Origin of the sequence: Oerskovia sp. Root918 (assembly GCF_001428945.1) — a bacterium.
GTDB classification, from domain to species: domain Bacteria; phylum Actinomycetota; class Actinomycetes; order Actinomycetales; family Cellulomonadaceae; genus Oerskovia; species Oerskovia enterophila.
In genome coordinates this window covers 14,036-37,455 of sequence record NZ_LMJG01000015.1, presented here as the reverse complement: position 1 = coordinate 37,455, position 23,420 = coordinate 14,036, and the positions used below count along the sequence as shown (strand labels likewise).

Below are 23,420 nucleotides of genomic sequence, written 5' to 3'. Positions count from 1 at the left end.
GACGTGCCCACCAGGAACCTGCGCATCGCGCCCACCACCGCCCCCGTCCGGCCCGCGGCCGACCCGGTCCTCGCGGCGCTCGCGTCGCTGCGTGCCGAGATGGAGATCCCCGCGGGCTTCCCGCAGGACGTGCTCGACGACGCAGCGGCCGCGGCCGCGACCGACGTCTCGTCGGGGCGTGCGGACCTGCGTGCCGTCGGCTTCGTGACGATCGACCCGCCCGGGTCCATGGACCTCGACCAGGCCGTCCACCTCGAGCGGTCTCCCGGGGGATTTCACGTGCGGTACGCGATCGCCGACCTCGGGGTGTTCGTGACCCCGGGCGGTGCGTTGGACGCCGAGGTGAACGAGCGGGGCATGACGCTCTACGGCCCCGACGAGCGGACCCCGCTGCACCCGGAGGTGCTGTCGGAGTCGGCCGCGAGCCTCCTGCCGGACGCGGACCGGCCCGCCGCCGTCTGGCACGTCGAGCTCGACGAGCGCGGGGAGATCGTCTCCGCGCGGGTCGAGCGTGCCCTCGTGCGCAGCACCGCGCGACTCACCTACGAGGAGGCCCAGGCCCGGCTCGACGCCGGCGACGCGGGGGAGATGCTCGACCTGCTCCGCGAGATCGGGCTGCTGCGCGAGGCACGCGAGCGCGAGCGGGGCGGGGTGTCGCTCAACGTGCCCGAGCAGGACGTCGTGGTGCACCCGGACGGGACGTTCGGGCTCGCGTTCCGCTCGACGCTGCCGGTCGAGGGGTGGAACGCTCAGATCTCCCTGCTGACCGGGATCGCGGCGGCACAGCTCATGCGTGCAGGTGGCGTGGGGATCTTCCGCACCCTGCCCGCGGCGGACCCGCGCGACCTGGCACGCCTGCGGCGCACGGCCCGGGCGCTGGGGATCGACTGGCCGCAGGACGTCTCGTACGGCGACCTGCTGCCGACGCTGGACTCGGGGACCTCGCGGCACGCCGCGTTCCTCAACGAGGCGACGTCGCTGTTCCGGGGGGCCTCGTACGCGCCGTTCGGTGGGGCGGGGCAGCCTCAGGAGGTGCCCGACGACGCCGCGCACGCCGCCATCGCGGCCGAGTACGCGCACGTGACCGCACCGCTGCGCCGCCTGGTCGACCGCTACGGCACCGAGATCTGCCTGGCCCTCAGCGCGGGGGCGCAGGTCCCGACCTGGGTACGCGAGGCGCTTCCGGGGCTGCCGCGGACCATGGCCCGCACGGGGCAGAGGGCCGGATCGTACGAGCGGTCGAGCGTCGACGTCGTCGAGGCCGCGCTGCTCGCGGGCCGCGTGGGCGAGGAGTTCGACGCGGTGGTGGTCGACGTCGAGAACGACGACGAGCGCCGACGCCGTGCGACCAAGGATGCCGAACGGGCTGCGAAGGCGGCGGCCGAGAACGGGTCGGCGGCCTCCGCGGCCGGCGACGCCTCTGCTGGAGCGGCCGCCCCGGCGCAGACCGGCCACGACCTGGTCCGTGGCCAGGTCGTGATCGCCGAGCCCGCGGTCCGGGCGAGCGTCCAGGGCGTCGGCCTGCCGCTCGGCGACCCGGTCAGGGTGCGCCTGCGCGAGGCGTCGATCGAGCTGCGACGGGTCGGGTTCGACCTGGTCTGAGGCCCCCGTCCGGTCGAGTGCATGATTCCGCCGCGAAATGCCCGGCGAGTCGCAGCGGAATCATGCACTCGGCAGGGGAGAGGGGAGGATGGACCCATGCCTCCTCGTCGCCGCACCGACCCGGCCGTCGGCCGTACCGCCCTGGCCGCCTGGCAGGACGGTGCCGCAGGCCGTCCTGAGGTCACGACCGCCGTCCGCTTCACGCTCGAGGAGCTCGCCGAGGTCTCGCCGGGGCACGCGGTCGAGGTCCGGGTCCCTCCGTACGGGGCGGTCCAGGCCGTCGAGGGACCGCGGCACACGCGCGGGACCCCGCCCAACGTGGTCGAGACGGACCCCGAGACCTGGCTCGGCCTGGTCACGGGCACCGTGGCCTGGGCCGACGCCGTCACCGACGGACGGATCAGCGCGTCGGGCGAACGCTCGGACATCTCGGCACTGCTGCCGTTGCAGGCCGCCCGCCGCCGCGACCGCTAGGGCGAGCCGAGCGCTCGGACCTGCGCGCCGCCGTCGGGCACGCGGACACCTCCCGACCGGCGGGTGAACTTCGCCCCGCGACCCGCACCTCCGAAGTTCCCAGTGTCTGCATCGTGAGATAGCGTGCCAGGCGAACGGGCGACGGCGCCCGTCGACCGGTCTACGCACGACGACGTCGCGCACCCCGGCAGGACAGTGCCGTTCGTAGGGGGAAGCGGGCGTTCGACCGGAAGTGACCGGCCGGACACCGCGCGTTCATCAGCCTGCTGTTGGATTCCAGAGCCCGCACCTGCGCCACCCGCGCCGAGGTGGGCGCGCCGGGAACCCGGCCACGACACGAAGGAGTCAGCGTGATCGGTAGTCATGATCAGTCCCGACGCAGGAGAGGTGTGGTCGCGGCCACCCTGTCCGCGTCGCTCGTCGCCACGGCGGCGTTCAGCACGGTAGCCGCGGGGGCTGCCTCTGCTGCGGTCGACGGGTCGTCCGTCGTCATCAACGAGGCATACCTCAACGGTGGCAGCGCGAACGCCCCGTACCTCAACAAGTTCGTCGAGCTCTACAACCCGACGGCCGCGGACATCGACCTCACGGGCTGGTCCGTCCAGTACCGGTCCGCGACGGGCACGGGGGCCTCGAACGGCGTCGTCCCGCTGTCGGGCAAGATCAAGGCCGGTGGCTACTACCTGGTCCAGGGCGCCTCGAACGGCGCCAACGGCGCCGCTCTCCCCACGCCGGACGCGACGGGCACCATCGCTCCGCAGGGTCAGAACGGCACGCTCGCGCTGGTCAAGTCACCCTCGGCGATCACGCTGACGCCGGGCTCGCTCGTGGGCAACCCGCAGGTCGTCGACCTCCTGGGCTACGGCTCGTCCAACACGTTCGAGACCGCGGCCGCTCCTGCGGGCACCGCGAACAACGTGCCCAGCTCGCTCAACCGTGCGGCCGGCGCAGACACGGACGACAACTCCGTGGACTTCGCGGTCAGCAGCACCGTCACCCCGCAGAACAGCGGTGGCGGCTCCGGCCCCGGCCCGGACCCTGAGCCCGGCACGGCCAGGACCATCGCCGAGATCCAGGGCACGGGCGCCGCGAGCCCCCTCGTGGGACAGACCGTCACGACGCGCGGCGTCGTGACCGCGACCTACCCCTCGGGCGGTTTCGACGGCCTCTACATCCAGACGGCCGGCTCGGGCGGCGACCTGGACCTCGCGACGCACACCGCGTCGGACGGCCTCTTCGTGTACTCGAAGGCTGCGGCGACGGCGCTGCAGGTCGGTCAGCACGTCGAGGTCACGGGCGTCGTCTCGGAGTACTTCGGCCTGACGCAGGTCACGCCTGCCGCGGGCGGCTGGACGGTCCTGACGGACCCCGCCGAGGTCGTGAAGCCCGCGAACGTCGCGTACCCCGCGACCGACGCGGACCGCGAGAAGCTCGAGGGCATGCTCGTCCAGCCCGCCGGTGACTACACCGTCGCCGACAACTACGACACGAACTACTACGGTTCGGTCGTCCTGGCCAGCGGCACCGAGCCGCTCCGTCAGCCCACGTCGGTCGGCCGCCCGGGCAGCGCGGAGGCCGCAGCCGCGGTCGCCGACGCGAACGCCCGCCGGGTCAACCTCGACGACGGCGCGACGACCAACTTCAACAACGCGGCCAACAAGGCCAAGCCCCTGCCGTACCTGACCGGTGGCGCACCCGTGCGCGTCGGAGCCCTCGCGACGTTCACGTCGCCCGTGGTCCTCGACTACCGGTTCGACGGCTGGAACTTCCAGCCCGTCACGGAGCTGACCCCGGCCAACGCCGCCGCGGTGCAGCCCGCGACGTTCGCGAACACGCGCACGGACTCCCCGGAGGACGTGGGCGGCGACGCGACCGTGGCGACGTTCAACGTCCTGAACTACTTCACCACGACGGGCGACCAGCTCAGCGGGTGCCAGTTCTACACGGACCGCGAGGGCAACCCCGTCACGGTGCGAACGGGCTGCGACGCCCGCGGCGCGGCGAACGCGACCAACCTGCAGCGTCAGGAGACCAAGATCGTCGCGGCGATCAACGCGCTCGACGCGGACGTGGTCTCGCTCGAGGAGATCGAGAACTCGAAGGCGTTCGGCAAGGACCGCGACTCGGCGCTCTCGACGCTCACCTCGAAGCTCAACGCCGCGGCCGGCGCGGGGACCTGGGCGTTCGTGCCCTCCCCGGCCACGCTGCCCGCCTCGGAGGACGTCATCCGCACGGCCTTCATCTACCGTCCGGCGGCCGTCGAGCCCGTGGGGGCCTCGGTCATCCACGACGTCGCGGCCTTCGACAACGCGCGTGAGCCGCTCGCCCAGACCTTCCGGGTCGCCGGGGGAGAGGCCTCCTCGGACTTCGTCGTCATCGCCAACCACTTCAAGTCCAAGGGCTCGGGCTCGGGTGCCGACGCCGACCAGGGCGACGGGCAGGGCGCCTCGAACGCCTCGCGCGTCAAGCAGGCCACGGCGCTCGTCACGTTCGCCGACCAGGTCTCCACGGCCGCCGGCACCGACAAGGTGCTGCTCGCGGGCGACTTCAACGCCTACGCCCAGGAGGACCCGATCAAGGTCCTGACGGACGCGGGCTACGTGGACCTCGGCCCCACCACGGGCAAGGAGACGTACCTGTTCGACGGCCTCGTCGGCTCGCTCGACCACGTGCTCGCCTCGCCCGGTGCCGCCGCTGCCGTGACGGACACCGACATCTGGAACATCAACTCGGTCGAGCCCATCGCGAACGAGTACAGCCGCTACAACTACAACGTCTCGAACCTGTACGACACCACGGCGTTCCGCTCGTCCGACCACGACCCGATCGTCGTCGGCCTCGAGCTGGGCGGCGAGGAGCCGGGCGGGGTCAAGGAGCTCGACCTGCTCGCGATCAACGACTTCCACGGTCGTATCGACGCGAACACGGTCAACTTCGCCGGGACCGTCGAGCAGCTGCGCGCCGCCAACCCGGCGGGCACCGCGTTCCTCTCGGTCGGCGACAACATCGGCGCGTCGCTCTTCGCGTCGGCGCTGCAGGACGACCAGCCGACCATCGACGTGCTCAACGCCCTGGACCTGTCCGCCTCCGCGGTGGGCAACCACGAGTTCGACAAGGGCTTCAGCGACCTGGCGGGGCGCGTGACCGACGCGGCCGACTGGTCCTACCTGGGCGCGAACGTCTACGCCAAGGACACCACCAACCCGGTCCTGCCGGAGTATGCGGTGATCGACGTCGACGGCGTCAAGGTCGGCGTCATCGGCGCCGTCACCGAGGAGACCCCGACGCTCGTGACCCCGTCCGGGATCGCGGACCTCTCGTTCGGCGACCCCGTCGAGGCCGTGAACCGCGTGGCCGCGCAGCTGCGTGACGGCGACCCGGCGAACGGTGAGGCCGACCTGCTGGTCGCGCTCTACCACGAGGGTGCGAGCGCCGGCACGCCGGACGGCTCCTCGCTCGAGCAGGAGCTCGCCCACCAGGGCGCGTTCGAGCAGATCGTCAACGACACGGACGCCCGTGTCGCGGCGATCTTCACGGGCCACACCCACAAGCAGTACGCGTGGGAGGCGCCGATCCCCGGCACCGACAAGACCCGTCCCGTCCTGCAGACGGGCAGCTACGGCGAGAACATCGGGCACGTGAGCCTGACGTTCGACACCGCGACGGACGAGGTCACCGACTACTCGGTCGCGAACGTCAAGCGCACCACGACGCCTGCTCCGGAGCTCGTCGCGGCGTACCCGCGCGTGGCCGAGGTCAAGACGATCGTCGACGCGGCGCTCGCGCAGGCCGAGGTCATCGGCGCTCAGCCGGTCGGCTCGGTCACCGCGGACATCACGACCGCCTTCCTGGGCGGCTCGTACGTCGACGGCAAGTACAAGGGCTCGGGCCCGCTGCCCTCCACGGGTCGTGACGACCGTGCCTCGGAGTCGACCCTGGGCAACCTCGTGGCGACCTCGCTGCTCGACACGCTGGCCGACCCGGCCCGAGGCGGCGCCGACTTCGGTGTCGTCAACGCGGGCGGCCTGCGCAACGAGCTGTTCTACGGCGACGACGGCGTGATCACCTACGCCGAGGCCAACGCGGTCCTGCCGTTCGTCAACAACCTGTGGACCGTGTCCCTCACGGGCGCGCAGGTCGAGACGATGCTCGAGCAGCAGTGGCAGACCAACCCCGACGGCACGCGCCCGTCGCGCCCGTTCCTGGCGCTGGGCCTGTCGGACAACGTCAAGTACACGGTCAAGACGACCGACGTGAACGCCACCCCCGGCGACAACGTCACCTCGGTCCTGGTCAACGGCGAGCCGCTCGACCCGGCCAAGACGTACCGGGTCGCGACGTTCTCGTTCCTCGCCACGGGTGGTGACAACTTCCGGGTCTTCGCGCAGGGCACGGACGCGCGCGACTCGGGTCTGATCGACCGCGACGCGTGGATCTCCTACCTGCAGACCCACCCGAACCTCAGCCCCGACTTCGCTCGTCGCAGCGTGGTCGCGGACGGTCTGGGGACGGTCACCGCGGGCGAGTCCGTGACGGCCCAGGTCTCGCGCCTGAACCTCACGTCGCTCGGCAGCCCGCTCAACACGGGCGTCTCGGCGTACCTCGTGCCTGCGGGCACGGCGTTCGACGCGGCCAACCCGGGCACGCCCGTGGCCACGGGCACGGTCACGAACGGGGCTGCGAGCCTCGAGGTGCCTGTCCCGGCAGAGACCGCGGGGGGCGAGTACGGCGTGTACGTCGTCGCCGCCCCGAGCGGGACGGTCACGCGGCTGGCCCTGACGGTCGAGGGTGCAGACCTGCCCGACGTCGTCATGGACGGCCTGACGGCCACGACCCAGTGCGTGGCGGGTCGCGTGCACCTCTCGGTCAAGGGCACGAACGGCGAGTCGCTCCCGATCGACGTGCGCTACACGACCGCGTTCGGCGAGAAGAAGTTCACCAAGCTGCAGCCGGGCAAGATCGCGGCGCAGTCGTTCAACAGCCGTGCGACGTCGGTGCCCGCGGGCACGGTGCGCGTCGCGGCGTACAAGTGGCAGGACGGTCAGGGCTTCTACGAGACCTACGACCTGGCCTACCCGGCGGTCACGTGCGGCTGACGCAGCGCGTGTGATCGTCTGAACGTCGTCGGGCCTGCTCTCCTGGTCGCCAGGGCAGCAGGCCCGACGGCGTCCCGCCCCCGGGTGCGGGGGCGCACCCGCGCGGGCCGCGCCAGGGAGACCGCGCACGGCGAGCGCGTGCCTGCCACCGGTCGGGTGGAGGGCACAGGGGATTCCCAGTGGGACGGGGTACTGTCGGCGCGTGAGCACGAGCACCCCCGACCCCGACGTGAACGAGACCCCGACCGGCCTCGACGCCGCTTCGACGCCGGAGGCCGGCTCGACCGGCAGCACCAGCACCGCCGGCGGCACCGACCCGACGACGGTCGGCGCACCGAGCGACGACGCGAACCAGGGCCTTCGTGGTGACGAGGTCGAGATCGAGTCGGTCGTCGACCCGACCACGGTCCGCCGCGCTCCGCGCTACAAGGCGTTCTTCCTGACCGGTGCGCTGGCAGGGATCGTGCTGGGCCTGGCCGTCGGCATCTCCTGGCTCGTGTCTCCCGCTGCGAGCGGCGTCCTCAAGCCGGGCGTCTATCTCAGCGTGATCGTCCTCGGTGCGACGACGCTCACGACGCTCATCGCGGGCGCCCTGGCGATCTGGGCCGACAAGCGCAGCCTGCGCCGCTGACGCCTTCGGCATCGCGCGGTGTGCGGCTCGTCGAGTCCGCGCGCCGGCCCGCATGCCCTTCGCCGTCGAGCGGTGACATCGGCCGGCCGGAAGCGCGTGCCGCCGGAGAGCCGTGCCGGCGGGAAGACCGCCCGCGTCAGGAGCCGGTGACCGCCGCCGGCGCGGGATCGTCCCCCGGGTGCCACGCCTCGCGGAGCAGCTGACGGAACCGGACCCCCACCGGCATGCCGACGGTGACCGCGACGGCCCCGAGGAGCGCGACGGTGACAGACACCGCGGCCGTGGCCTCGATCGTGCTGCGGTAGGTCGTCAGAGGGTGCGCGGGATCGCCCGTGACCTGGAGCAGCGCCAGGACGGCCGGGACGACGACGGTCGCGAGCCCGAGGAGCAGGACGCCTCCCGCCCAGAGCAGAGGTGGCCCGTCGAGAGCCTGCCGGAGGAACGCGTCGTCGGGCCGCCACGAGCCTGCGTCGTCGGCCAGCGCGTGCCTGCGCAGCGCGCGGCGCTCGAGGGCCCTGACCACGGTGGTCGCCACGAGGGCGAGCAGGAGGACCGCCGATCCCGCCAGCGCGAGCACGGCCCCCGACGTGATGATCACGTCGATCGCCGCCTCACCCTTCTCGTCGTAGTACAGGGTGTCCGCGTTCCGTCCCGGTTGTCGGAGGAAGACCGCCATGAACCCCACGACCGGTCCCGCACCGAGCAGGACGCCGCCGACGACGGTCAGCGGCCTCTGCGCCCTGGCCGTCAGGCGGTGCACCCTGCCGAGGTCGATCGTCCGCTCGTCGGAGGGGCGGAGGCGCTTCTCGGTGCGCTCGGCGTTCCGCACGACCCCGTCGTTCCAGGCCTGTCGGGGCCGGTCTGTCAGGAGCGTCCACGCCCGTCGTCCCCGGCTCCTCAGCGCGGAGAGCGCCGACCCGACGAGCCCGGCGAGGAGGAGTGCACCGGCGAGCACCGCCAGCCCGACCGCCACCATGTCGCTCTCGAAGATCATGATGGGGGCCACCAGGAGGGCGGCGACCCCGACGGCGATCAGGAGGGCGACGCACAGACCCACGAGGGGCGCCGTGGGAGTGATGCCGTCGACGAGGGCTCGAGCCCGTACGTTGCGCACCGGCACGCGCTCGGGAGCCGTGCCCGCGAGCGAGTCGAGCCTGCGCCCGAGGAGCGTGCGCGACGAGGCGCTCGACAGTGCGTACAGGATGCCGCCCGCGCCGAGGACCGCGCACACGTAGGCGATCGAGGCCCTGCTGACGGGGTCGAGGTGCAGGTCGCGCCACACGTCCGGGAATCCCTCCTCGACCGTGAGCCAGGCGCCGAGGAGGACCAGGAAGCCGAGACCGGCCGAGGTCAGGACGGTCCTGGAGATCGTCAGCAGGCCGTCGGCGAGGACCTGCGGGCCGCTCGGTGCGGGCTCGGCGAGCCGGAGCGTGCTCGTCGGGACCGGGCGACCCAGCACCGAGATCGTGCGGCCCGGGGAGTCTTCGGAGGAGTCGGTCACTGCGTGAGGGTAGCGACCGCGGTGGGGCACGTACAGGGGCGGGCCCGCGTCGGGGCGAGAGGTCCATCCCCTGATCGCGGCTTCTGGCGAACGGCGACCGTATGGGAGACTGGAGCCGTGGCCCCCCGCGGAGATGGACTTCTTAACCACGACCTCATGCCCGGCGAGAAAGGCCCCCAGGACGCTTGCGGCGTCTTCGGTGTCTGGGCGCCCGGCGAAGAGGTCGCCAAGCTTGCCTACTTCGGTCTGTACTCGTTGCAGCACCGCGGTCAGGAATCAGCCGGGATCGCGACCAGCAATGGTGAGCAGATCCTCGTCTACAAGGACATGGGACTCGTCTCCCAGGTCTTCGACGAGCGTGCGCTGAACGCCCTGACCGGGCACATCGCCGTCGGGCACTGCCGGTACTCCACCACGGGTGGGGTGACCTGGGAGAACGCGCAGCCGACGCTCGGCGCGACGTCCGCCGGGACGGTGGCCCTGGGCCACAACGGCAACCTGACCAACTCGGCAGAGCTCGTGAACCTCGTCGCCGAGCGCTACGGCGCGCAGCGCCGGGGCGAGCTGGCCCGTGGCAACACGACCGACACGGCGCTCATCACCGCGCTCTTCGCGGGCGACGACGACCACTCTCTCGAGGACACCGCGATGGAGGTCCTCCCTCGTCTCCGCGGCGCCTTCAGTCTCGTCTTCATGGACGAGAAGACGCTCTACGCGGCGCGCGACCCGCAGGGTGTGCGCCCCCTCGTGCTGGGGCGCCTCGAGCGCGGCTGGGTCGTCGCGAGCGAGACCCCGGCCCTCGACATCGTGGGCGCCTCGTTCGTCCGTGAGGTCGAGCCCGGCGAGCTCATCGCGATCGACGGCGACGGCCTGCGCTCGCAGCGCTTCGCGCCGGTCGAGCGTGCCGGCTGCGTCTTCGAGTACGTCTACCTCGCGCGCCCGGACACCTCGATCAACGGTCGTTCGGTCCACGCGGCCCGTGTCGAGATGGGACGCCAGCTCGCCCGTGAGCACGGCATCGAGGCGGACCTCGTGATTCCGGTCCCGGAGTCCGGGACCCCCGCGGCGGTCGGGTACGCGCAGGAGTCGGGCATCCCGTTCGGGCAGGGGCTGACCAAGAACGCCTATGTCGGACGCACCTTCATCCAGCCCTCGGACACGCTGCGCCAGCTCGGGATCCGGCTCAAGCTGAACCCTCTGCGGGACGTGATCCGGGGCAAGCGCCTCGTCGTCGTGGACGACTCGATCGTCCGCGGCAACACGCAGCGCGCACTGATCCGCATGCTCCGCGAGGCCGGAGCGGCCGAGGTCCACGTCCGGATCAGCTCCCCGCCCGTCAAGTGGCCCTGCTTCTACGGGATCGACTTCGCGTCCCGTGCCGAGCTCATCGCGAACGGTCTGTCCCCGGACGAGGTCGGCGCCTCGTTGGGCGCGGACACTCTCGGCTACATCTCGGAGGAAGGCATGATCGCGGCGACCGAGCAGTCGGCGTCGCAGCTGTGCACCGCCTGCTTCACCGGGAAGTACCCCATCGAGCTGCCGCCGGACGACCAGCTGGGCAAGCACCTCCTCGAGCAGGCCGAGCTCCCGCTCGGTGCCCCCGAGGACGGGCTGCGCTCGCTCTCCGTGGGAGTGGGCGGCGGGACCGCCCTCGACCACCCCTGACCCCGTACGACGCACCGCCCGGACGCCGGGCGCGCCGCAACCACCAGGAGTTCATTCGTGTCTGAAGGTCTCACGTACGCCGCAGCCGGTGTCGACACCGAGGCGGGCGACAAGGCCGTCGAGCTGATGAAGGACGCCGTGCGCCGCACGCACGGCCCCCAGGTCCTCGGAGGAGTGGGCGGCTTTGCCGGGCTCTACGACTTCAGCGAGGTCGCGACCTACACCAAGCCGCTGCTCGCGACGTCGACCGACGGCGTGGGCACCAAGGTCGCGATCGCGCAGGCCCTGGACATCCACGACACGATCGGCTTCGACCTGGTCGGCATGGTCGTCGACGACATCGTCGTGGTGGGTGCCAAGCCGCTCTTCATGACGGACTACATCGCATGCGGCAAGGTGGTCCCGGAGCGCATCGCGGGCATCGTCCGCGGCATCGCGGCCGCGTGCGAGGTCGCCGGTACGGCCCTCGTCGGCGGTGAGACGGCCGAGCACCCGGGCCTCCTGGGCGAGGACGAGTACGACGTCGCGGGTGCCGCGACCGGGGTCGTCGAGGCGGACCGTCTGCTCGGCCCCGAGCGTGTCCGTGAGGGTGACGTCCTGATCGCGCTGGGCTCGTCGGGTCTGCACTCGAACGGCTACTCGCTCGTGCGCGCGGTCGTCAAGCACGCGGGCTGGGAGCTGGACCGCGAGGTCGAGGAGTTCGGCCGCACCCTCGGCGAGGAGCTCCTTGAGCCCACGCGCGTCTACGCGAGCGACTGCCTCGCCCTGGCGCACGACGACGCCGCGCAGGTCCACGCGTTCACGCACGTCACGGGTGGTGGGCTCGCGGCGAACCTCGCCCGCGTCCTCCCGGCCGGTCTGGTCGGCACCGTGGACCGCGGCTCGTGGGACGTCCCTCCGGTCTTCACCGTGGTGCGGGACCTGGGCAACGTGCCTCGTCGCGACCTCGAGAACACGCTCAACCTGGGCGTCGGCATGGTCGCGATCGTGGGTGCGGACGGCGCCGACGCGGCGCTCGCGCGGTGCGCGGAGCTGGGTCTGCCCGCCTGGGTCCTGGGGACGGTCAGCGCTCTCGACGAGTCGACCACGGTCTCCTCGCTCGGTGAGGACCTCGTCGTGGGCACCAAGGGCGTGCACGCCGGCGCGGTGCGTCTGACGGGCGACTACCGCAACTGAGTGCGGTGACGACGAAGGCGCGTCCTTCTTCCTCGGGCCCTGGAGCCTGGGGGAGAAGGACGCGCCTTCGTCGTACGGGGAACGCCTCGCGGGTCGGTCGGTCGACTGACGAACTCGCGATCATACGGACCTGCGGTCCCCTGGGGCCTGCTGGTCGCAGGGGGACGAGATCGTGTCAGCGGTCGTCGGACCAGCCGGCGAACGGCTGGTCGTAGTCTCCGTTGTTGTCCTCGGAAGACCTCGCTCCGTAGCGAGGATCTGTCGCGAGATCCGTGTGGCTATGACCGGTGAGCTCTTGTTCGAGAGCTTGGTAGTTCGTCTCGGGGCTGTAGTACTTCAGCGCACGAGCGACCTTGGTCTGCTTAGCCTTCTGACGGCCGCGGCCCATGGCTCCGACCCCCTCAACGTAGAAGCGGGGCGGCAACGTACTCAGACGTGCGGCCCCGGGGTGTTGTTTCGTCTGTTCAGAGTCCAACGGTACATGCTCGGGATACATTCCAGCCACTCGGATGGTCCGAACGGGTGCCTTGTCACACTGTCTCCACACAACGACGTGACCGGGGGAGCGCCTCGTGGGTCTCGTGGGCCCGGGCGAGCGGGCCGCGCCGGGGGTGGTGCGGAGGCTGTCCGGCTCCGCACGGAGCCTCCGCCGAGAGGGCTCCCCGCGAGGCCGAATCACCTGTACCGGCCATACCCCGTCTAATTCACCCTGTCTGCCAAGTCGCCCAAAATCGTCATGCTGCGACAATAGAGGGGCTAGCGCAGTGCTGTCGTCGCGTTCCGACGTCACCGTCGGACCAGCCAGTCGCTAGGAGGAGGTGCAGTGATGTCCGTCCATGGAGAGTCCGAAGTTCTGCTCACACCGGCCGAGGTCGCGAGCCTGTTCCGCGTCGATCCCAAGACCGTCACTCGCTGGGCCAAGGCCGGCAAGCTGTCGTCGATCCGGACCCTCGGGGGGCATCGTCGCTACCGCGAGTCCGAGGTCCGCGCACTCCTGGGTGCCGCGAGCGAGAACGCCGAGGGCGTCGACAAGGGCTGACCGACGGCGCGGTGGACACTCCTGCGCCCAGCCCACGCTGTCGGTCCGTTGAGGAGCTCCGGGACCAGTTTCCCGGTGCTCCCCGTCGCGTCCGCAGCCTCTTCCACTTCGACCAGCCGACAGCCCGGCGCCGGTGGCGCCGGGCTCGGTCGTGTTCAGGGCCGGTCAGGACCTCTTGCGGAGGATCGCGGCGACGACCAGGGCGATGGTCGCGACGGTCCCGGTGACGAGGATCTTCACGTTGCGCGCGCGCGTCGGGTCGTGCTCGGGCAGCCCGCCACCGGTGAAGAAGCTCCCGGTGTCGGCGGCAGCCTGCTTGGTCTGGTGCGCCACGTTCGCCGCCTGGGTGCGCGGGTCGAGCCGCGTGGTCAGCTCGTCGATCGTGCTCGCGAGCTCGGCCCGGGTCCGTACGATCTCGGCTTCCAGCTCGGCCTGGGTCGGTTCGGTGCTCACGGGCGCAGTCCTTCCTTGACGGTGGCGACGTCTTCCTTGAGGTTGGCAATGGTCGCCTCGGGGGTCGGCGGCATGCCCTTGGTCAGCTGCTTCTTGCCCACGAGCGCCAGGAGGCCGGCGACGAGGAGCAGGGCGACGCCGACGATCAGGGCGGCGAGCCACAGCGGGACGGCGTGCGCGAGGCCGACCATGGCCGAGTGCAGGAGGAAGCCGAGCGCGTACAGGGACAGGACGCCGGCGACGACGAACATCCCGATCCCGATGCCTGATCGGGCGGCCTTGGTCGTCAGCTCCTTCTTGGCGAGCGCGATCTCCGTGCGGACCAGGCGCGTGGCCTGCTCCGACATCTGCTCGACGAGCTTGCCGATCGAGGGCTTCGGGTTCGGGGGAGGCGTCTGCCCGTCGTCCCAGTCGCTCATGGTGGTCACCTTCCTGGCACGTCCGGATGGAGCGCCTGTGCACGCAGGGGATGCCTGCGGCTCGAAGAGTCGTTCTTCATGTCCCACTCAACCGGTCAACGGCGTCCAGGGCAATTCCGCGCGCCGAGGGTGCGAGCGGGAGTCTGGTGTGCGATGCGCCAGGGACGCACGGGTGGCCGGTGTCGAGACGGCGTCGTGGGTGGTGGTCGAGCGGCGCGGTGCGGGTCGGCGGTCGACCGGCGGAGCGTCGCGTGTACGGGAACGACGAAGCCCCACCTCGAGTGAACGAGATGGGGCTTTCGTGGAAGTGGCTCCGACCGGCGTCGATCCGGTGACCTTTCGATTTTCAGTCGAACGCTCTACCAACTGAGCTACAGAGCCTTGACACGAAAGCCCGGTCGTGATGACCGGGCAGTCGCTGTCGAGCGACCCTGACGGGACTTGAACCCGCGACCTCCGCCGTGACAGGGCGGCGCGCTAACCAACTGCGCTACAGGGCCTTGCGTGAGTTTCTCCCGGCCTTTGCCGTTCGAACCTCGAGAATCCTATCTCACTTCCGGGCCGATCCGTTAATCGGATCTTTCCGAGTACCCCCAACGGGATTCGAACCCGTGCTACCGCCGTGAAAGGGCGGCGTCCTAGGCCGCTAAACGATGGGGGCCTAGTTTCCTGGACAACCCGTACCGCCTACGGGGCACGAGTCGCCGAGAGACCTCCGTCAGCATACGGGGAACTGGGGGCGCGGTGCAAAACGGCACGATCCCGGGGCTGCGGCCTCCCCGGCCGGCGCTGCTGCACCGGTCGGGCGACCCCTCCTCCCGGCGACAGGGGAGGATGGTGCTCGTGGTGGAGATGACGCGCGAGGACTTCGAGGACGCGGTGCGCGATGCGCTCGACGAGATCCCGGAGGAGCTGGCCGAGCAGATGGACAACGTCGTGGTGCTCGTCGAGGACGACGCCCCCGACGACGACCCCGAGCTCCTGGGGCTCTACGAGGGTGTGCCCCTCACCGAGCGGGACCTCATGTGGGCTGCGGGTGCGCTCCCGGACCGGATCACGATCTACCGCCGCCCCACGCTCGCGATCTGCGAGACCCGCGAAGAGGTGGTCGAGGAGGTCGTCGTCACGGTCGTGCACGAGATCGCCCACCACTTCGGCATCGACGACGAACGGCTGCACGAGCTGGGCTGGGCCTGAGGGGCCGGTCCGTCCACGGGCGGCGCGCGGGGGTTTTGTTCATCGTCGATTGACGATAATATCGACGCATGGCGATGAGACGTGAGACGACCCCGCGGACGCACCTCCGATCGAGGAGCGCCGCAGCGACCGCTGCGGGGGTGGAGCAGGTCGACGTGGACGGTGCGCCGGTCGCCGTGGCGGTCGAGCCGGCCCCGCCGTCGGCCCCCGGGCACGACCACGCGGCCGTCGCGCGCCTCCTGCACGCGCTCGCCGAGCCTCACCGCCTCTCGATGGTGCACCTCCTGGCGCGCTCCGAGCACCGCGTCGTCGACCTGACGAGCGAGCTCGGGCTCGCGCAGTCGACCGTGTCGGTCCACCTCGCGACGCTCCGCGACGCGGGCCTGGTCGACGTGCGCCGCGAGGGACGGTCCTCCTGGTACCGGCTCGCGCGGCCCGAGGTCGCGCACATCCTGACCGACGCCGAGCGCGTCGTCGAGGCGACGGGAGGCGGCTCGCGATGAGCGGCCACTCCCACTCCCACTCGCACGGCGCGGCGACCGCCACGGGCGCGCACCGCCGTCGGCTCGTGATCGTCCTGGGCATCACGCTCGGCGTGATGGTCCTCGAGGTCGTCGGTGCACTGGTCTCGGGCTCGCTCGCGCTCCTTGCCGATGCGGGGCACATGCTGACCGACGCGACCGGGATCGGGATCGCCCTGTTCGCGAGCTGGCTCGCGACGCGTCCGGCCTCGGCGACCCGGACCTTCGGGTGGCAGCGTGCGGAGATCCTCGCGGCCATGACCAACGCGCTGATCCTCGGGGTCGTCGCGGTGCTCGCGATCGTCGAGGGGGTCTCGCGGGTCCGCGCCCCCGACCCGCACGTCGAGGCCGGCCTCATGATCGGGGTGGCGGTCGTCGGGCTCGTCGCGAACGTGGTCGGGCTCCGCCTCCTGTCTGCGGGCCAGGGCGAGAGCCTCAACGTCCGGGGGGCCTACCTCGAGGTGCTCGGCGACCTCCTGGGCTCGATCGCGGTGATCGTCGCCGGGGTGTTCGTCGCCCTCGGCTTCGCATGGGCCGACGGCCTGGCCTCGGTCGCGATCGGCATCATGATCCTGCCCCGCGCGCTGACGCTCCTGCGCGAGGTCGCCGCGGTGCTCCTCGAGTCGACGCCCGCAGGGGTCGACCTCGAGAAGGTCCGGACGCACATGGAGGGCATCCCCGGGGTCGTCGGCGTCCACGACCTGCACGCCTGGACCATCACGTCGGGCGTGCCCGTCATGTCGGCCCACGTGGTGGTCGAGGCCGAGATGCTCGAGCGGGGGGAGGGGACCGTGGTGCTGCGAAGGCTCAAGGAGTGCCTGGGCGGGCACTTCGACGTCGACCACTGCACGTTCCAGATCGAGCCCCCCGAGATGCAGGAGACCGAGTCGTCGGTCCACCTGTGAGCCCTGTGCGTCTCGCCGGAGGCTGCACGCTCCGGGGGGCGAGGCCGAGCAACTAGGCTGCCCCCATGACGATTCTGGTGACCGGCGGAGCGGGATACATCGGTGCGCACGTGGTGCGCCTGCTGCAGCAGCGGGGGGAGAAGGTCGTCGTCGTCGACGACCTGAGCACGGGGCAGGAGGGCCGCATCGGAGGGGCGCTGCTCGTGCGCCTGGACGTGTCCAGCCCGGAGGCCGTCGAGGTCCTGACCCGGACGCTGACCGAGCACGAGGTCACCGCCGTGGTGCACTTCGCGGCCCGCAAGCAGGTCGGTGAGTCCGTCGAGAAGCCCGCCTGGTACTACCAGCAGAACGTCGGTGGCTTCACGAACCTCGTGACCGCGATGGAGGCCGCCGGCGTGGACCGCCTGGTGTTCTCCTCCTCCGCGGCGACCTACGGCATGCCGTCGGTCTCGATGGTCGAGGAGAAGCTGCACGCCGAGCCCATCAACCCTTACGGCGAGACCAAGCTCATCGGGGAGTGGCTCGGCCGGGCCGCGAGCCGCTCGTGGGGTCTGCGGTTCGTCGCGCTGCGCTACTTCAACGTCGCGGGCGCCGGCTGGCCGGACCTGGGCGACCCCGCGGTCCTCAACCTCGTCCCCATGGTCCTCGACCGCCTCGAGCGGGGCGAGCAGCCCAAGATCTTCGGCGACGACTACCCGACGCCGGACGGCACGTGCATCCGCGACTACATCCACGTCCTGGACCTCGCCGAGGCGCACCTCGCGGCGCTGGGCTACCTGGACGAGGACGAGCGCGCGTACGACGTCTTCAACGTCGGCACCGGCACGGGGTCCTCGGTCCGCGAGGTCATCGACGAGATCGGCAAGGTCTCGGGCCTGGACGTGTCCCCGGAGATCCTCCCGCGCCGCGCGGGCGACCCGCCCCAGCTCGTCGCGTCGCCCGAGCGCATCAACAAGGTGCTCGGCTGGACCGGCACCCAGGGGCTCGAGCCGATCATCGCGTCGGCCTGGGAGGCCTGGCAGGCAGGGCCGCGCCGCATCGACGTCTGAGCCACCTCGCGCACTCCCCGGAGGGGCCCTCTCGCACCACGCGAGGGGGCCCTTCGGCGTACGGCGCTGACACGGACTCGAATCCTCAGTATGCTGAGCAAAATACTCAGTACGCTGAGGAATCGAGGGGTAGGTCATGTCCGGAAACAGCACGACCATCGACGACGTCGCCGAGCGGTCGGCGTCCGGGACGTCCCCGCACGGGCCCAGGGCCGCCGTCGCGGCACCGCGAGAGTCCGCCCGCGATCACGGGCCGGCGACCCACGAAGGGTTCGCCGCCCGGCTCGACGAGGCGATCGCCGCGACGCAGGCAGCACTGAACGAGCACCTCACGCGGGGCGCGGCACGCGCCTCGGCCGGAGGCCGACCGGTCGCCGATCTCTGGACGGACCTCGCAGACCAGGTAGGCGGAAAGCTCGTGCGCCCTCGGCTCACGCTCGCGGCCTACCTCGGGCTCGGCGGACGAGACCTCGGGGAGGTGGCTCCCGTCGCCGCTGCCCAGGAGCTGCTGCACACCGCGATGCTCGTGCACGACGACCTGCTCGACCACGACGAGACCCGGCGCGGGCGCTCGAACCTCGCGGGAGCGACGCGTTCTCGGTTCGCCGAGGCAGGGATCGACGACTCCCGCGCCGACGTCCACGTCCAGGCAGCGGCGCTGCTCGGAGGTGACCTGGCGATCGCCGGCGCTTTCGAGCTCGTCCTGGGATCCACGGCAGGTCCGGGCGAGAAGCTCGCGGTCGCAGGTCAGCTCGTGCGCGCGGTGCAGGTCGCCGTCGCGGGCGAGGTCCTGGACGTCTCGGGCCCGCTGCTCGCTCCGAGCGACGTGGACCCCGAGCTCGTCGCCGAGCTCAAGACCGCGACCTACACGTGCGTCGTCCCGCTGAGGAGCGGGGCGATCCTCGCGGGCGCGGACGCTGCGACCTGCGCCCTCCTCGAGACCTACGGGCGGGCCCTGGGCGTCGCGTTCCAGCTGGTCGACGACCTGCTCGGGGTCTTCGGCGACCCTCGGGTCACCGGGAAGTCGACCGTCTCCGACCTGCGCGAGGGCAAGCGCACGTTGCTCCTGGCCTGCGCCTACCGGGGGGCCGAACCGGCGGACGTCGCCCTGCTCGACCAGCACGTGGGGCGGGCCGACCTCACCGAGGCGGGAGCCGCCGTCGTGCGGGCGGTCATGCGGCGCACTGCTGCCCCCGAGGCCGTGCGGGCGACCGTGACGCGCCACCTGGACGAGGCCCGCGCCGCGGCCGCAGAGCTGCCCGCCCCCCTGGGGTCGTACCTGCTCGACCTGGCCGACTCGTTCGCCGACAGGGCGGCCTGAGGTGCGAGGGAGCGGGAAGGCCGTCACGATCGTCGGGGAGGCCAACGTGTCGCAGATGCTGTACGACCGCACCGCCGCCCGCGCGAGCCGGGCGGTCCTCACGGGGTACTCGACGTCGTTCGGGCTGGGGTCCCGGCTGCTCGGGAGCGCCGCACGCCGCGACATCGACGCGGTCTACGGCCTCGTGCGTGTGGCCGACGAGGTCGTCGACACGCGTCGCGGTGAGGGCGCCGACGAGCTCCTCACGGGGCTCGAGGAGGAGACCGCGCGCGCCCTCGTGAGCGGGTACTCGACCAACCTCGTGGTCCACTCGTTCGCGCGCACGGCACGACGCACGGGGATCGGGCACCCCGAGATCGACCCGTTCTTCGCCTCGATGCGCATGGACCTCACGGTCCAGGTCCACGACAAGGCCAGCTACGAGCAGTACGTCTACGGCTCGGCCGAGGTCGTCGGGCTCATGTGCCTCGCGGTCTTCCTCAACGCCGGGCGACGCCCGGGCGAGCCGGTCGTGCGGGCGAGCGACGCCGTCGTGCACGGCGCGCGCGGCCTGGGCGCCGCGTTCCAGAAGATCAACTTCCTGCGCGACCTGCGTGCGGACCACGAGGACCTGGGCCGCAGCTACTTCCCCGGGATCACGCCCGCGGACCTCACGCAGGAGGACGTCGACGCGATCCTCGCGGAGATCGAGAGCGACCTCGACGCCGCCCGCGCCGCGCTCCCGTCGCTGCCGCGCCGCGCCCGGATGGCCGTCGCGGCGACCCTCGCGCTCTACGACACCCTGCTCGGCCGCCTCGCGTCGACGCGCCCCGAGGACCTGCTGCGTGCCCGGGTCCGTGTCCCCGACCCGGTCAAGCTCGTGGTCGCGTCCCGCGCGGTCGCGCGCGAGTCCCTGCGACGCGACGTCCGACCCACCGTTCAGACCGCACGTTCGACGACCCGAGGAGCCCCGTGACCCACGCACCGCCCGAGATGCCGCACGTCGTGGTCGTGGGCGGGGGGATCGGCGGCCTGGCCACGGCCACGCTCCTCGCGCGCGGCGGCGCCCGCGTGACGCTGCTCGAGCGGCACGACCACGTGGGCGGGCGCGCCGGGACGCTCGAGCTCGACGGGTTCCGGTTCGACACGGGTCCCTCCTGGTACTTCATGCCCGAGGTGTTCGAGCACTGGTTCGCGCTCCTGGGCGAGCGCGTCGAGGACCACCTGGACCTGGTCCCGCTCGACCCGTCGTACCGGGTCTTCTTCGAAGGGTCCCCGTCCTCCGAGCAGGCTGACGCCACCCGCGCCCGGACCGTCCTCGACGTCACGCGCGACGCGGACGCCAACTGGGCACGCTTCGACGCGCTCTCGCCGGGCGACGGAGAACGCGTGCGCGCGTACGCCGCGGAGTCGAGCGAGGCCTATCGGCTGGCGCTCGACCACTTCCTCTACACGACCTTCGAGCGGCCCGACCGCGCGATCGACGGCTCGGCGCTTCGGCGCCTCCCGCGCCTCGCGGCCCTCCTGGGACGCTCGCTCGCCGACCGAGTCGAGCGACGCGTGGAGGACCCGCGCCTGCGCCAGCTCCTGGGCTACCACGCGGTCTTCCTCGGCTCGTCGCCGTACCGCGTACCCGCGCTGTACTCGCTCATGAGCCATCTCGACCTCGTCGAGGGCGTCCGGTTCCCGCGTGGCGGCATGTACACGATCGTCGAGGCCATGGAGAAGCTGGCCCGCTCGGAGGGCGTGACGATCCGCACGGGGAGCGACGTCGTCGGGATCGAGGTCGCTCCGGCCGTCCCCGGGCCCGACGGCGGAGCCTCGCCCCGGGCGAGGACCGTCCGCTCCCGGCGGCGCGCGCGAGGCGTCGCGACCGGGGTGCGGCTGCGGGACGGCGAGGTCGTCCCGGCGGACGTCGTGGTGTCGGGCGCGGACCTGCACCACACGCAGACCGCGCTGCTGCCGAGCGCCTACGCCGACCTGCCCGCCGCGTCCTGGGAGGACCGCGGGCCGGGCATCTCGGCGCTGCTCGTGCTCGCGGGCGTGCGCGGCGAGCTGCCCGAGCTCGCGCACCACTCGCTGTTCTTCACCGAGGACTGGCACGGCAACTTCGAGGACGTCCTGGGGAAGGGGGCCTCGAGCGACGTGGACACGTTGCGCGTGCCCACCCCGGCCTCGCTCTACGTCTCGCGGACCTCGGCGACCGACGACGCGAGCCTCGACCACCCCGCGGCGCCACCCGGCCACGAGAACCTCTTCGTCCTGGTGCCGTTCCCCGCCGACCCGGCCCTCGGCGGGGACGCGGCGTCGCAGGCGGCGCTCGAGGACCTCGCCGACGGGTACCTCGACCAGGTCGGCGCCTGGGCCGGGATCGACGACCTGCGCGGCCGGGTCGTGACGCGCAGGGTGCTGGGGCCCGCGCACTTCGCGACCGAGTTCTCCTCCTGGCGCGGTACCGCCCTGGGCATGGAGCACACGCTCGCGCAGAGCGCGATGTTCCGGCCGCCCGGCCGCTCGCGCGCGGTCTCCAACCTGTACTTCGCGGGTGCCGGGACGGCGCCCGGCGTCGGGCTGCCCATGTGCCTCATCAGCGCCGAGCTCGTCGCCAAGCGGCTCCTCGGCGAGACCTCGTCCCGGCCGCTGCCGACGCCTCTGCGACGGGGCTTCCTCGCGGCGAGCCGGCGTCCCGACCGGCTGCGGGGCGGTGTCTCGTGACCGGGTTCGTCTACCTCGGTGCGCTCGCGGTCTCGCTCGGCGGTCTCGCGGTGCTCGACCGCCGGTTCCGCCTCGCGTTCTGGGCCGACCCCGCCAGGACTGCGATCACGCTCCTGGTCGGCGTGCTGTTCTTCCTCGCGTGGGACGTCGCCGGCCTCGCCCTGGGGATCTTCGCGCGCGGCGACTCGCCCCACATGACGGGGCTCCAGCTCGCGCCCGAGCTACCCGTCGAGGAGGCGGTCTTCCTGACGCTGCTCTGCTACAACACGCTGCTGGTCTGGCGGTTCCTGGACCTGCGGCTGCGGGGGAGGGGCCGTCGAGAGGCAGCTCGTGCGGCGGCCGGGACGGCCGGCACGGCTGGCACGGCCGGGCCGGCAGAGCCGGCAGGGACGCCCCAGGCAGGCAAGGCCGCGGACGGACCGACGACAGGGGCCGGCGCATGACCAACATCGTCCTCAACCTCGTGGTGGTCCTGCTCGTCGTCGCGGTGACCTGGCAGGCGCTGCGACGGCACCGGGCCGGTCCGCTCCTGTGGACGGCCGCGGTGATGGTGGTCCTGACACTCGTGTTCGACACGATCATGATCGCGGTGGGGCTCTACGTGTACGCGCCGGACAAGATCCTGGGCGTCTACCTGGCCGGTGCGCCGCTCGAGGACTTCGCCTACCCGATCGCCGCGGTGCTCCTCCTGCCCGCGGTGTGGACCTGGGTGGGGGACGGTCGCCGTCGGCGGCACGCGGGAAGCCAGTCGTGACGCGGGTCGCCATGGAGCCCGGGGCGTCGCCGGGAGCGCTGGTCGCCCTGCGCGAGATCGCGGCGGCCTCGCGGCCGTTCTCCTGGATCAACACGGCGTACCCCTTCGCCGCGGGGTACCTCGTGGCCACGGGAGGACGGATCGACGCCGCGCTCGTCGTCGGGACGCTGTACTTCCTGGTCCCGTACAACCTGCTCATGTACGGCGTCAACGACGTGTTCGACTACGCGTCGGACCTGCGGAACCCGCGCAAGGGCGGCATCGAGGGGGCGCTTGCCGACCCCACGACCGCGCGACGCACGCACCGACGGATCCTGTGGGCGTGCGTCGTGACGAACGTCCCGTTCCTCGCGTGGATGCTGCTCCAGGGCGACGCGGGCGCGAACCTGACGCTCGCCGTCGTGGTCTTCCTCGTCGTGGCCTACTCCGCACCTGTGCTGCGCTTCAAGGAGCGGCCCTTCCTCGACTCGTTCACCTCCGCCATGCACTTCGTGGGGCCGCTGCTCTACGCGCTCGTGCTGGTCGGTGCGGACCTGGGCGCGCGGTCCGTGTGGCCCGTGCTGGCGGCGTTCGTGCTGTGGGGAGCCGCGTCGCACGCGTTCGGCGCGGTGCAGGACGTGCAGGCGGACCGGGCCGGCGGGATCGGATCGGTCGCGACCGTGATCGGGGCGCACCGGACCGTGGTGGTCGCCTCGGCCGCCTACCTGGTGGCCGCGCTGCTGCTGGCGTTCCTCCCGTGGCCCGGGTGGCTCGCCGCCCTGCTCCCGCTGCCGTACCTCGTGAACGTCGCGTCGTTCTGGTCGGTGCGTGACGAGGACTGCGAGCGGGCCAACGCGGGCTGGCGACGCTTCCTGTGGCTCAATCTCGTGACCGGGTTCCTCGTGACCATGCTGCTCATCGGGATCACCTGGACGTGAGCCGGG

General features: G+C 71.9%; 21 protein-coding genes and 3 tRNA genes. 17 read left to right on the top strand and 7 right to left on the bottom strand.

Annotation, left to right across the window (positions count from 1 at the left end):
• Nucleotides 1-3: 3 nt before the first annotated feature.
• From ASE27_RS15420 to ASE27_RS15405, 4 genes are all read left to right on the top strand, one after another.
• Nucleotides 4-1,602, top strand: coding sequence for an RNB domain-containing ribonuclease (locus ASE27_RS15420; protein ID WP_056652422.1), 1,599 nt, complete (start codon nucleotides 4-6; stop codon nucleotides 1,600-1,602).
• 96 nt (nucleotides 1,603-1,698) lie between these two features.
• A complete protein-coding gene (locus ASE27_RS15415; RefSeq protein WP_056652419.1) occupies nucleotides 1,699-2,076 on the top strand; it encodes a sterol carrier family protein in 378 nt (125 codons plus the stop codon).
• 389 nt (nucleotides 2,077-2,465) lie between these two features.
• Nucleotides 2,466-7,172: an ExeM/NucH family extracellular endonuclease gene (locus tag ASE27_RS15410; protein ID WP_056652416.1), complete on the top strand. Its 4,707-nt coding sequence runs from the start codon at nucleotides 2,466-2,468 to the stop codon at nucleotides 7,170-7,172.
• 202 nt (nucleotides 7,173-7,374) lie between these two features.
• A complete protein-coding gene (locus tag ASE27_RS15405) occupies nucleotides 7,375-7,803 on the top strand; it encodes a hypothetical protein (protein ID WP_056652412.1) in 429 nt (142 codons plus the stop codon).
• A gap of 136 nt (nucleotides 7,804-7,939) precedes the next feature.
• On the opposite strand, the gene ASE27_RS15400 is transcribed toward ASE27_RS15405, so the two are convergent.
• A complete protein-coding gene (locus tag ASE27_RS15400) occupies nucleotides 7,940-9,304 on the bottom strand; it encodes a hypothetical protein (protein ID WP_056652408.1) in 1,365 nt (454 codons plus the stop codon).
• A 117-nt stretch (nucleotides 9,305-9,421) separates the two neighbouring features.
• Between ASE27_RS15400 and purF the strand changes: the two genes are divergently transcribed.
• Nucleotides 9,422-10,969, top strand: coding sequence for an amidophosphoribosyltransferase (purF, locus tag ASE27_RS15395; protein WP_056652405.1), 1,548 nt, complete (start codon nucleotides 9,422-9,424; stop codon nucleotides 10,967-10,969).
• Between the two features lie 57 nt (nucleotides 10,970-11,026).
• Nucleotides 11,027-12,145: a phosphoribosylformylglycinamidine cyclo-ligase gene (purM, locus tag ASE27_RS15390; RefSeq protein ID WP_056652401.1), complete on the top strand. Its 1,119-nt coding sequence runs from the start codon at nucleotides 11,027-11,029 to the stop codon at nucleotides 12,143-12,145.
• 175 nt (nucleotides 12,146-12,320) lie between these two features.
• Here the strand turns inward: purM and ASE27_RS15385 are convergent, their stop codons facing one another.
• Entirely contained in the window at nucleotides 12,321-12,620 is a 300-nt protein-coding gene (locus ASE27_RS15385; protein ID WP_369800640.1) for a DUF3073 domain-containing protein, read from the bottom strand.
• 351 nt (nucleotides 12,621-12,971) lie between these two features.
• On the opposite strand from ASE27_RS15385, the gene ASE27_RS15380 reads away from it, so the two are divergent.
• A complete protein-coding gene (locus ASE27_RS15380) occupies nucleotides 12,972-13,184 on the top strand; it encodes a BldC family transcriptional regulator (protein ID WP_030151000.1) in 213 nt (70 codons plus the stop codon).
• A gap of 165 nt (nucleotides 13,185-13,349) precedes the next feature.
• On the opposite strand, the gene ASE27_RS15375 is transcribed toward ASE27_RS15380, so the two are convergent.
• The 5 genes from ASE27_RS15375 to ASE27_RS15355 all read right to left on the bottom strand — a co-directional run bounded on the left by ASE27_RS15375 (nucleotide 13,350) and on the right by ASE27_RS15355 (nucleotide 14,717).
• On the bottom strand, nucleotides 13,350-13,637 hold the full coding sequence (locus ASE27_RS15375; RefSeq protein WP_056652396.1) for a DUF3618 domain-containing protein: 288 nt from the start codon (nucleotides 13,635-13,637) through the stop codon (nucleotides 13,350-13,352).
• Nucleotides 13,634-14,056, bottom strand: a complete 423-nt coding sequence (locus tag ASE27_RS15370) for a phage holin family protein (protein WP_056652393.1) — start codon at nucleotides 14,054-14,056, stop codon at nucleotides 13,634-13,636. The genes ASE27_RS15375 and ASE27_RS15370 overlap by 4 nt, the downstream gene beginning before the upstream one ends.
• A gap of 308 nt (nucleotides 14,057-14,364) precedes the next feature.
• A tRNA-Phe gene (locus ASE27_RS15365) sits at nucleotides 14,365-14,437 on the bottom strand.
• A 45-nt stretch (nucleotides 14,438-14,482) separates the two neighbouring features.
• A tRNA-Asp gene (locus ASE27_RS15360) sits at nucleotides 14,483-14,556 on the bottom strand.
• A gap of 88 nt (nucleotides 14,557-14,644) precedes the next feature.
• Nucleotides 14,645-14,717: transfer RNA gene (locus ASE27_RS15355), tRNA-Glu, on the bottom strand.
• A 173-nt stretch (nucleotides 14,718-14,890) separates the two neighbouring features.
• Between ASE27_RS15355 and ASE27_RS15350 the strand changes: the two genes are divergently transcribed.
• The 10 genes from ASE27_RS15350 (at nucleotide 14,891) to ASE27_RS15305 (ending at nucleotide 23,414) form a co-directional block, all read left to right on the top strand.
• Complete coding sequence (locus tag ASE27_RS15350) at nucleotides 14,891-15,253, top strand: metallopeptidase family protein (protein ID WP_056652389.1); 363 nt, start codon at nucleotides 14,891-14,893, stop codon at nucleotides 15,251-15,253.
• A gap of 68 nt (nucleotides 15,254-15,321) precedes the next feature.
• A complete protein-coding gene (locus ASE27_RS15345) occupies nucleotides 15,322-15,756 on the top strand; it encodes a metalloregulator ArsR/SmtB family transcription factor (RefSeq protein ID WP_235534511.1) in 435 nt (144 codons plus the stop codon).
• Nucleotides 15,753-16,679: a cation diffusion facilitator family transporter gene (locus ASE27_RS15340; RefSeq protein ID WP_056652387.1), complete on the top strand. Its 927-nt coding sequence runs from the start codon at nucleotides 15,753-15,755 to the stop codon at nucleotides 16,677-16,679. Before ASE27_RS15345 ends, ASE27_RS15340 begins: the two co-directional genes overlap by 4 nt.
• A gap of 65 nt (nucleotides 16,680-16,744) precedes the next feature.
• Complete coding sequence (gene galE, locus ASE27_RS15335) at nucleotides 16,745-17,728, top strand: UDP-glucose 4-epimerase GalE (RefSeq protein ID WP_056652384.1); 984 nt, start codon at nucleotides 16,745-16,747, stop codon at nucleotides 17,726-17,728.
• Nucleotides 17,729-17,864: 136 nt separating this feature from the next.
• On the top strand, nucleotides 17,865-19,049 hold the full coding sequence (locus tag ASE27_RS15330; protein ID WP_056652382.1) for a polyprenyl synthetase family protein: 1,185 nt from the start codon (nucleotides 17,865-17,867) through the stop codon (nucleotides 19,047-19,049).
• A 55-nt stretch (nucleotides 19,050-19,104) separates the two neighbouring features.
• Complete coding sequence (locus ASE27_RS15325) at nucleotides 19,105-20,004, top strand: squalene/phytoene synthase family protein (protein ID WP_056653417.1); 900 nt, start codon at nucleotides 19,105-19,107, stop codon at nucleotides 20,002-20,004.
• Nucleotides 20,005-20,021: 17 nt separating this feature from the next.
• The gene (crtI, locus tag ASE27_RS15320) at nucleotides 20,022-21,743 is read left to right on the top strand and encodes a phytoene desaturase family protein (RefSeq protein WP_056653414.1); all 1,722 of its coding nucleotides are present in this window, start codon (nucleotides 20,022-20,024) and stop codon (nucleotides 21,741-21,743) included.
• Entirely contained in the window at nucleotides 21,740-22,186 is a 447-nt protein-coding gene (locus ASE27_RS15315; protein WP_082608993.1) for a lycopene cyclase domain-containing protein, read from the top strand. Before crtI ends, ASE27_RS15315 begins: the two co-directional genes overlap by 4 nt.
• A complete protein-coding gene (locus ASE27_RS15310; RefSeq protein WP_056652380.1) occupies nucleotides 22,183-22,497 on the top strand; it encodes a lycopene cyclase domain-containing protein in 315 nt (104 codons plus the stop codon). The genes ASE27_RS15315 and ASE27_RS15310 overlap by 4 nt, the downstream gene beginning before the upstream one ends.
• A gap of 11 nt (nucleotides 22,498-22,508) precedes the next feature.
• Complete coding sequence (locus tag ASE27_RS15305; protein WP_056652377.1) at nucleotides 22,509-23,414, top strand: prenyltransferase; 906 nt, start codon at nucleotides 22,509-22,511, stop codon at nucleotides 23,412-23,414.
• The last annotated feature ends 6 nt before the right edge of the window (nucleotides 23,415-23,420 follow it).

Excerpts from the sequence above, each read along its gene's own strand:
- ASE27_RS15325 (WP_056653417.1), top strand. The coding sequence starts at position 19,105 with ATGCTGTACGACCGCACCGCCGCCCGCGCGAGCCGGGCGGTCCTCACG.
- ASE27_RS15415 (WP_056652419.1), top strand. The coding sequence starts at position 1,699 with ATGCCTCCTCGTCGCCGCACCGACCCGGCCGTCGGCCGTACCGCCCTG.
- ASE27_RS15350 (WP_056652389.1), top strand. The coding sequence starts at position 14,891 with ATGGTGCTCGTGGTGGAGATGACGCGCGAGGACTTCGAGGACGCGGTG.
- ASE27_RS15345 (WP_235534511.1), top strand. The coding sequence starts at position 15,322 with ATGGCGATGAGACGTGAGACGACCCCGCGGACGCACCTCCGATCGAGG.
- galE (WP_056652384.1), top strand. The coding sequence starts at position 16,745 with ATGACGATTCTGGTGACCGGCGGAGCGGGATACATCGGTGCGCACGTG.
- ASE27_RS15370 (WP_056652393.1), bottom strand. The coding sequence starts at position 14,056 with ATGAGCGACTGGGACGACGGGCAGACGCCTCCCCCGAACCCGAAGCCC.
- ASE27_RS15330 (WP_056652382.1), top strand. The coding sequence starts at position 17,865 with ATGTCCGGAAACAGCACGACCATCGACGACGTCGCCGAGCGGTCGGCG.
- ASE27_RS15305 (WP_056652377.1), top strand. The coding sequence starts at position 22,509 with ATGGAGCCCGGGGCGTCGCCGGGAGCGCTGGTCGCCCTGCGCGAGATC.
- crtI (WP_056653414.1), top strand. The coding sequence starts at position 20,022 with ATGCCGCACGTCGTGGTCGTGGGCGGGGGGATCGGCGGCCTGGCCACG.
- ASE27_RS15310 (WP_056652380.1), top strand. The coding sequence starts at position 22,183 with ATGACCAACATCGTCCTCAACCTCGTGGTGGTCCTGCTCGTCGTCGCG.
- ASE27_RS15380 (WP_030151000.1), top strand. The coding sequence starts at position 12,972 with ATGTCCGTCCATGGAGAGTCCGAAGTTCTGCTCACACCGGCCGAGGTC.
- ASE27_RS15340 (WP_056652387.1), top strand. The coding sequence starts at position 15,753 with ATGAGCGGCCACTCCCACTCCCACTCGCACGGCGCGGCGACCGCCACG.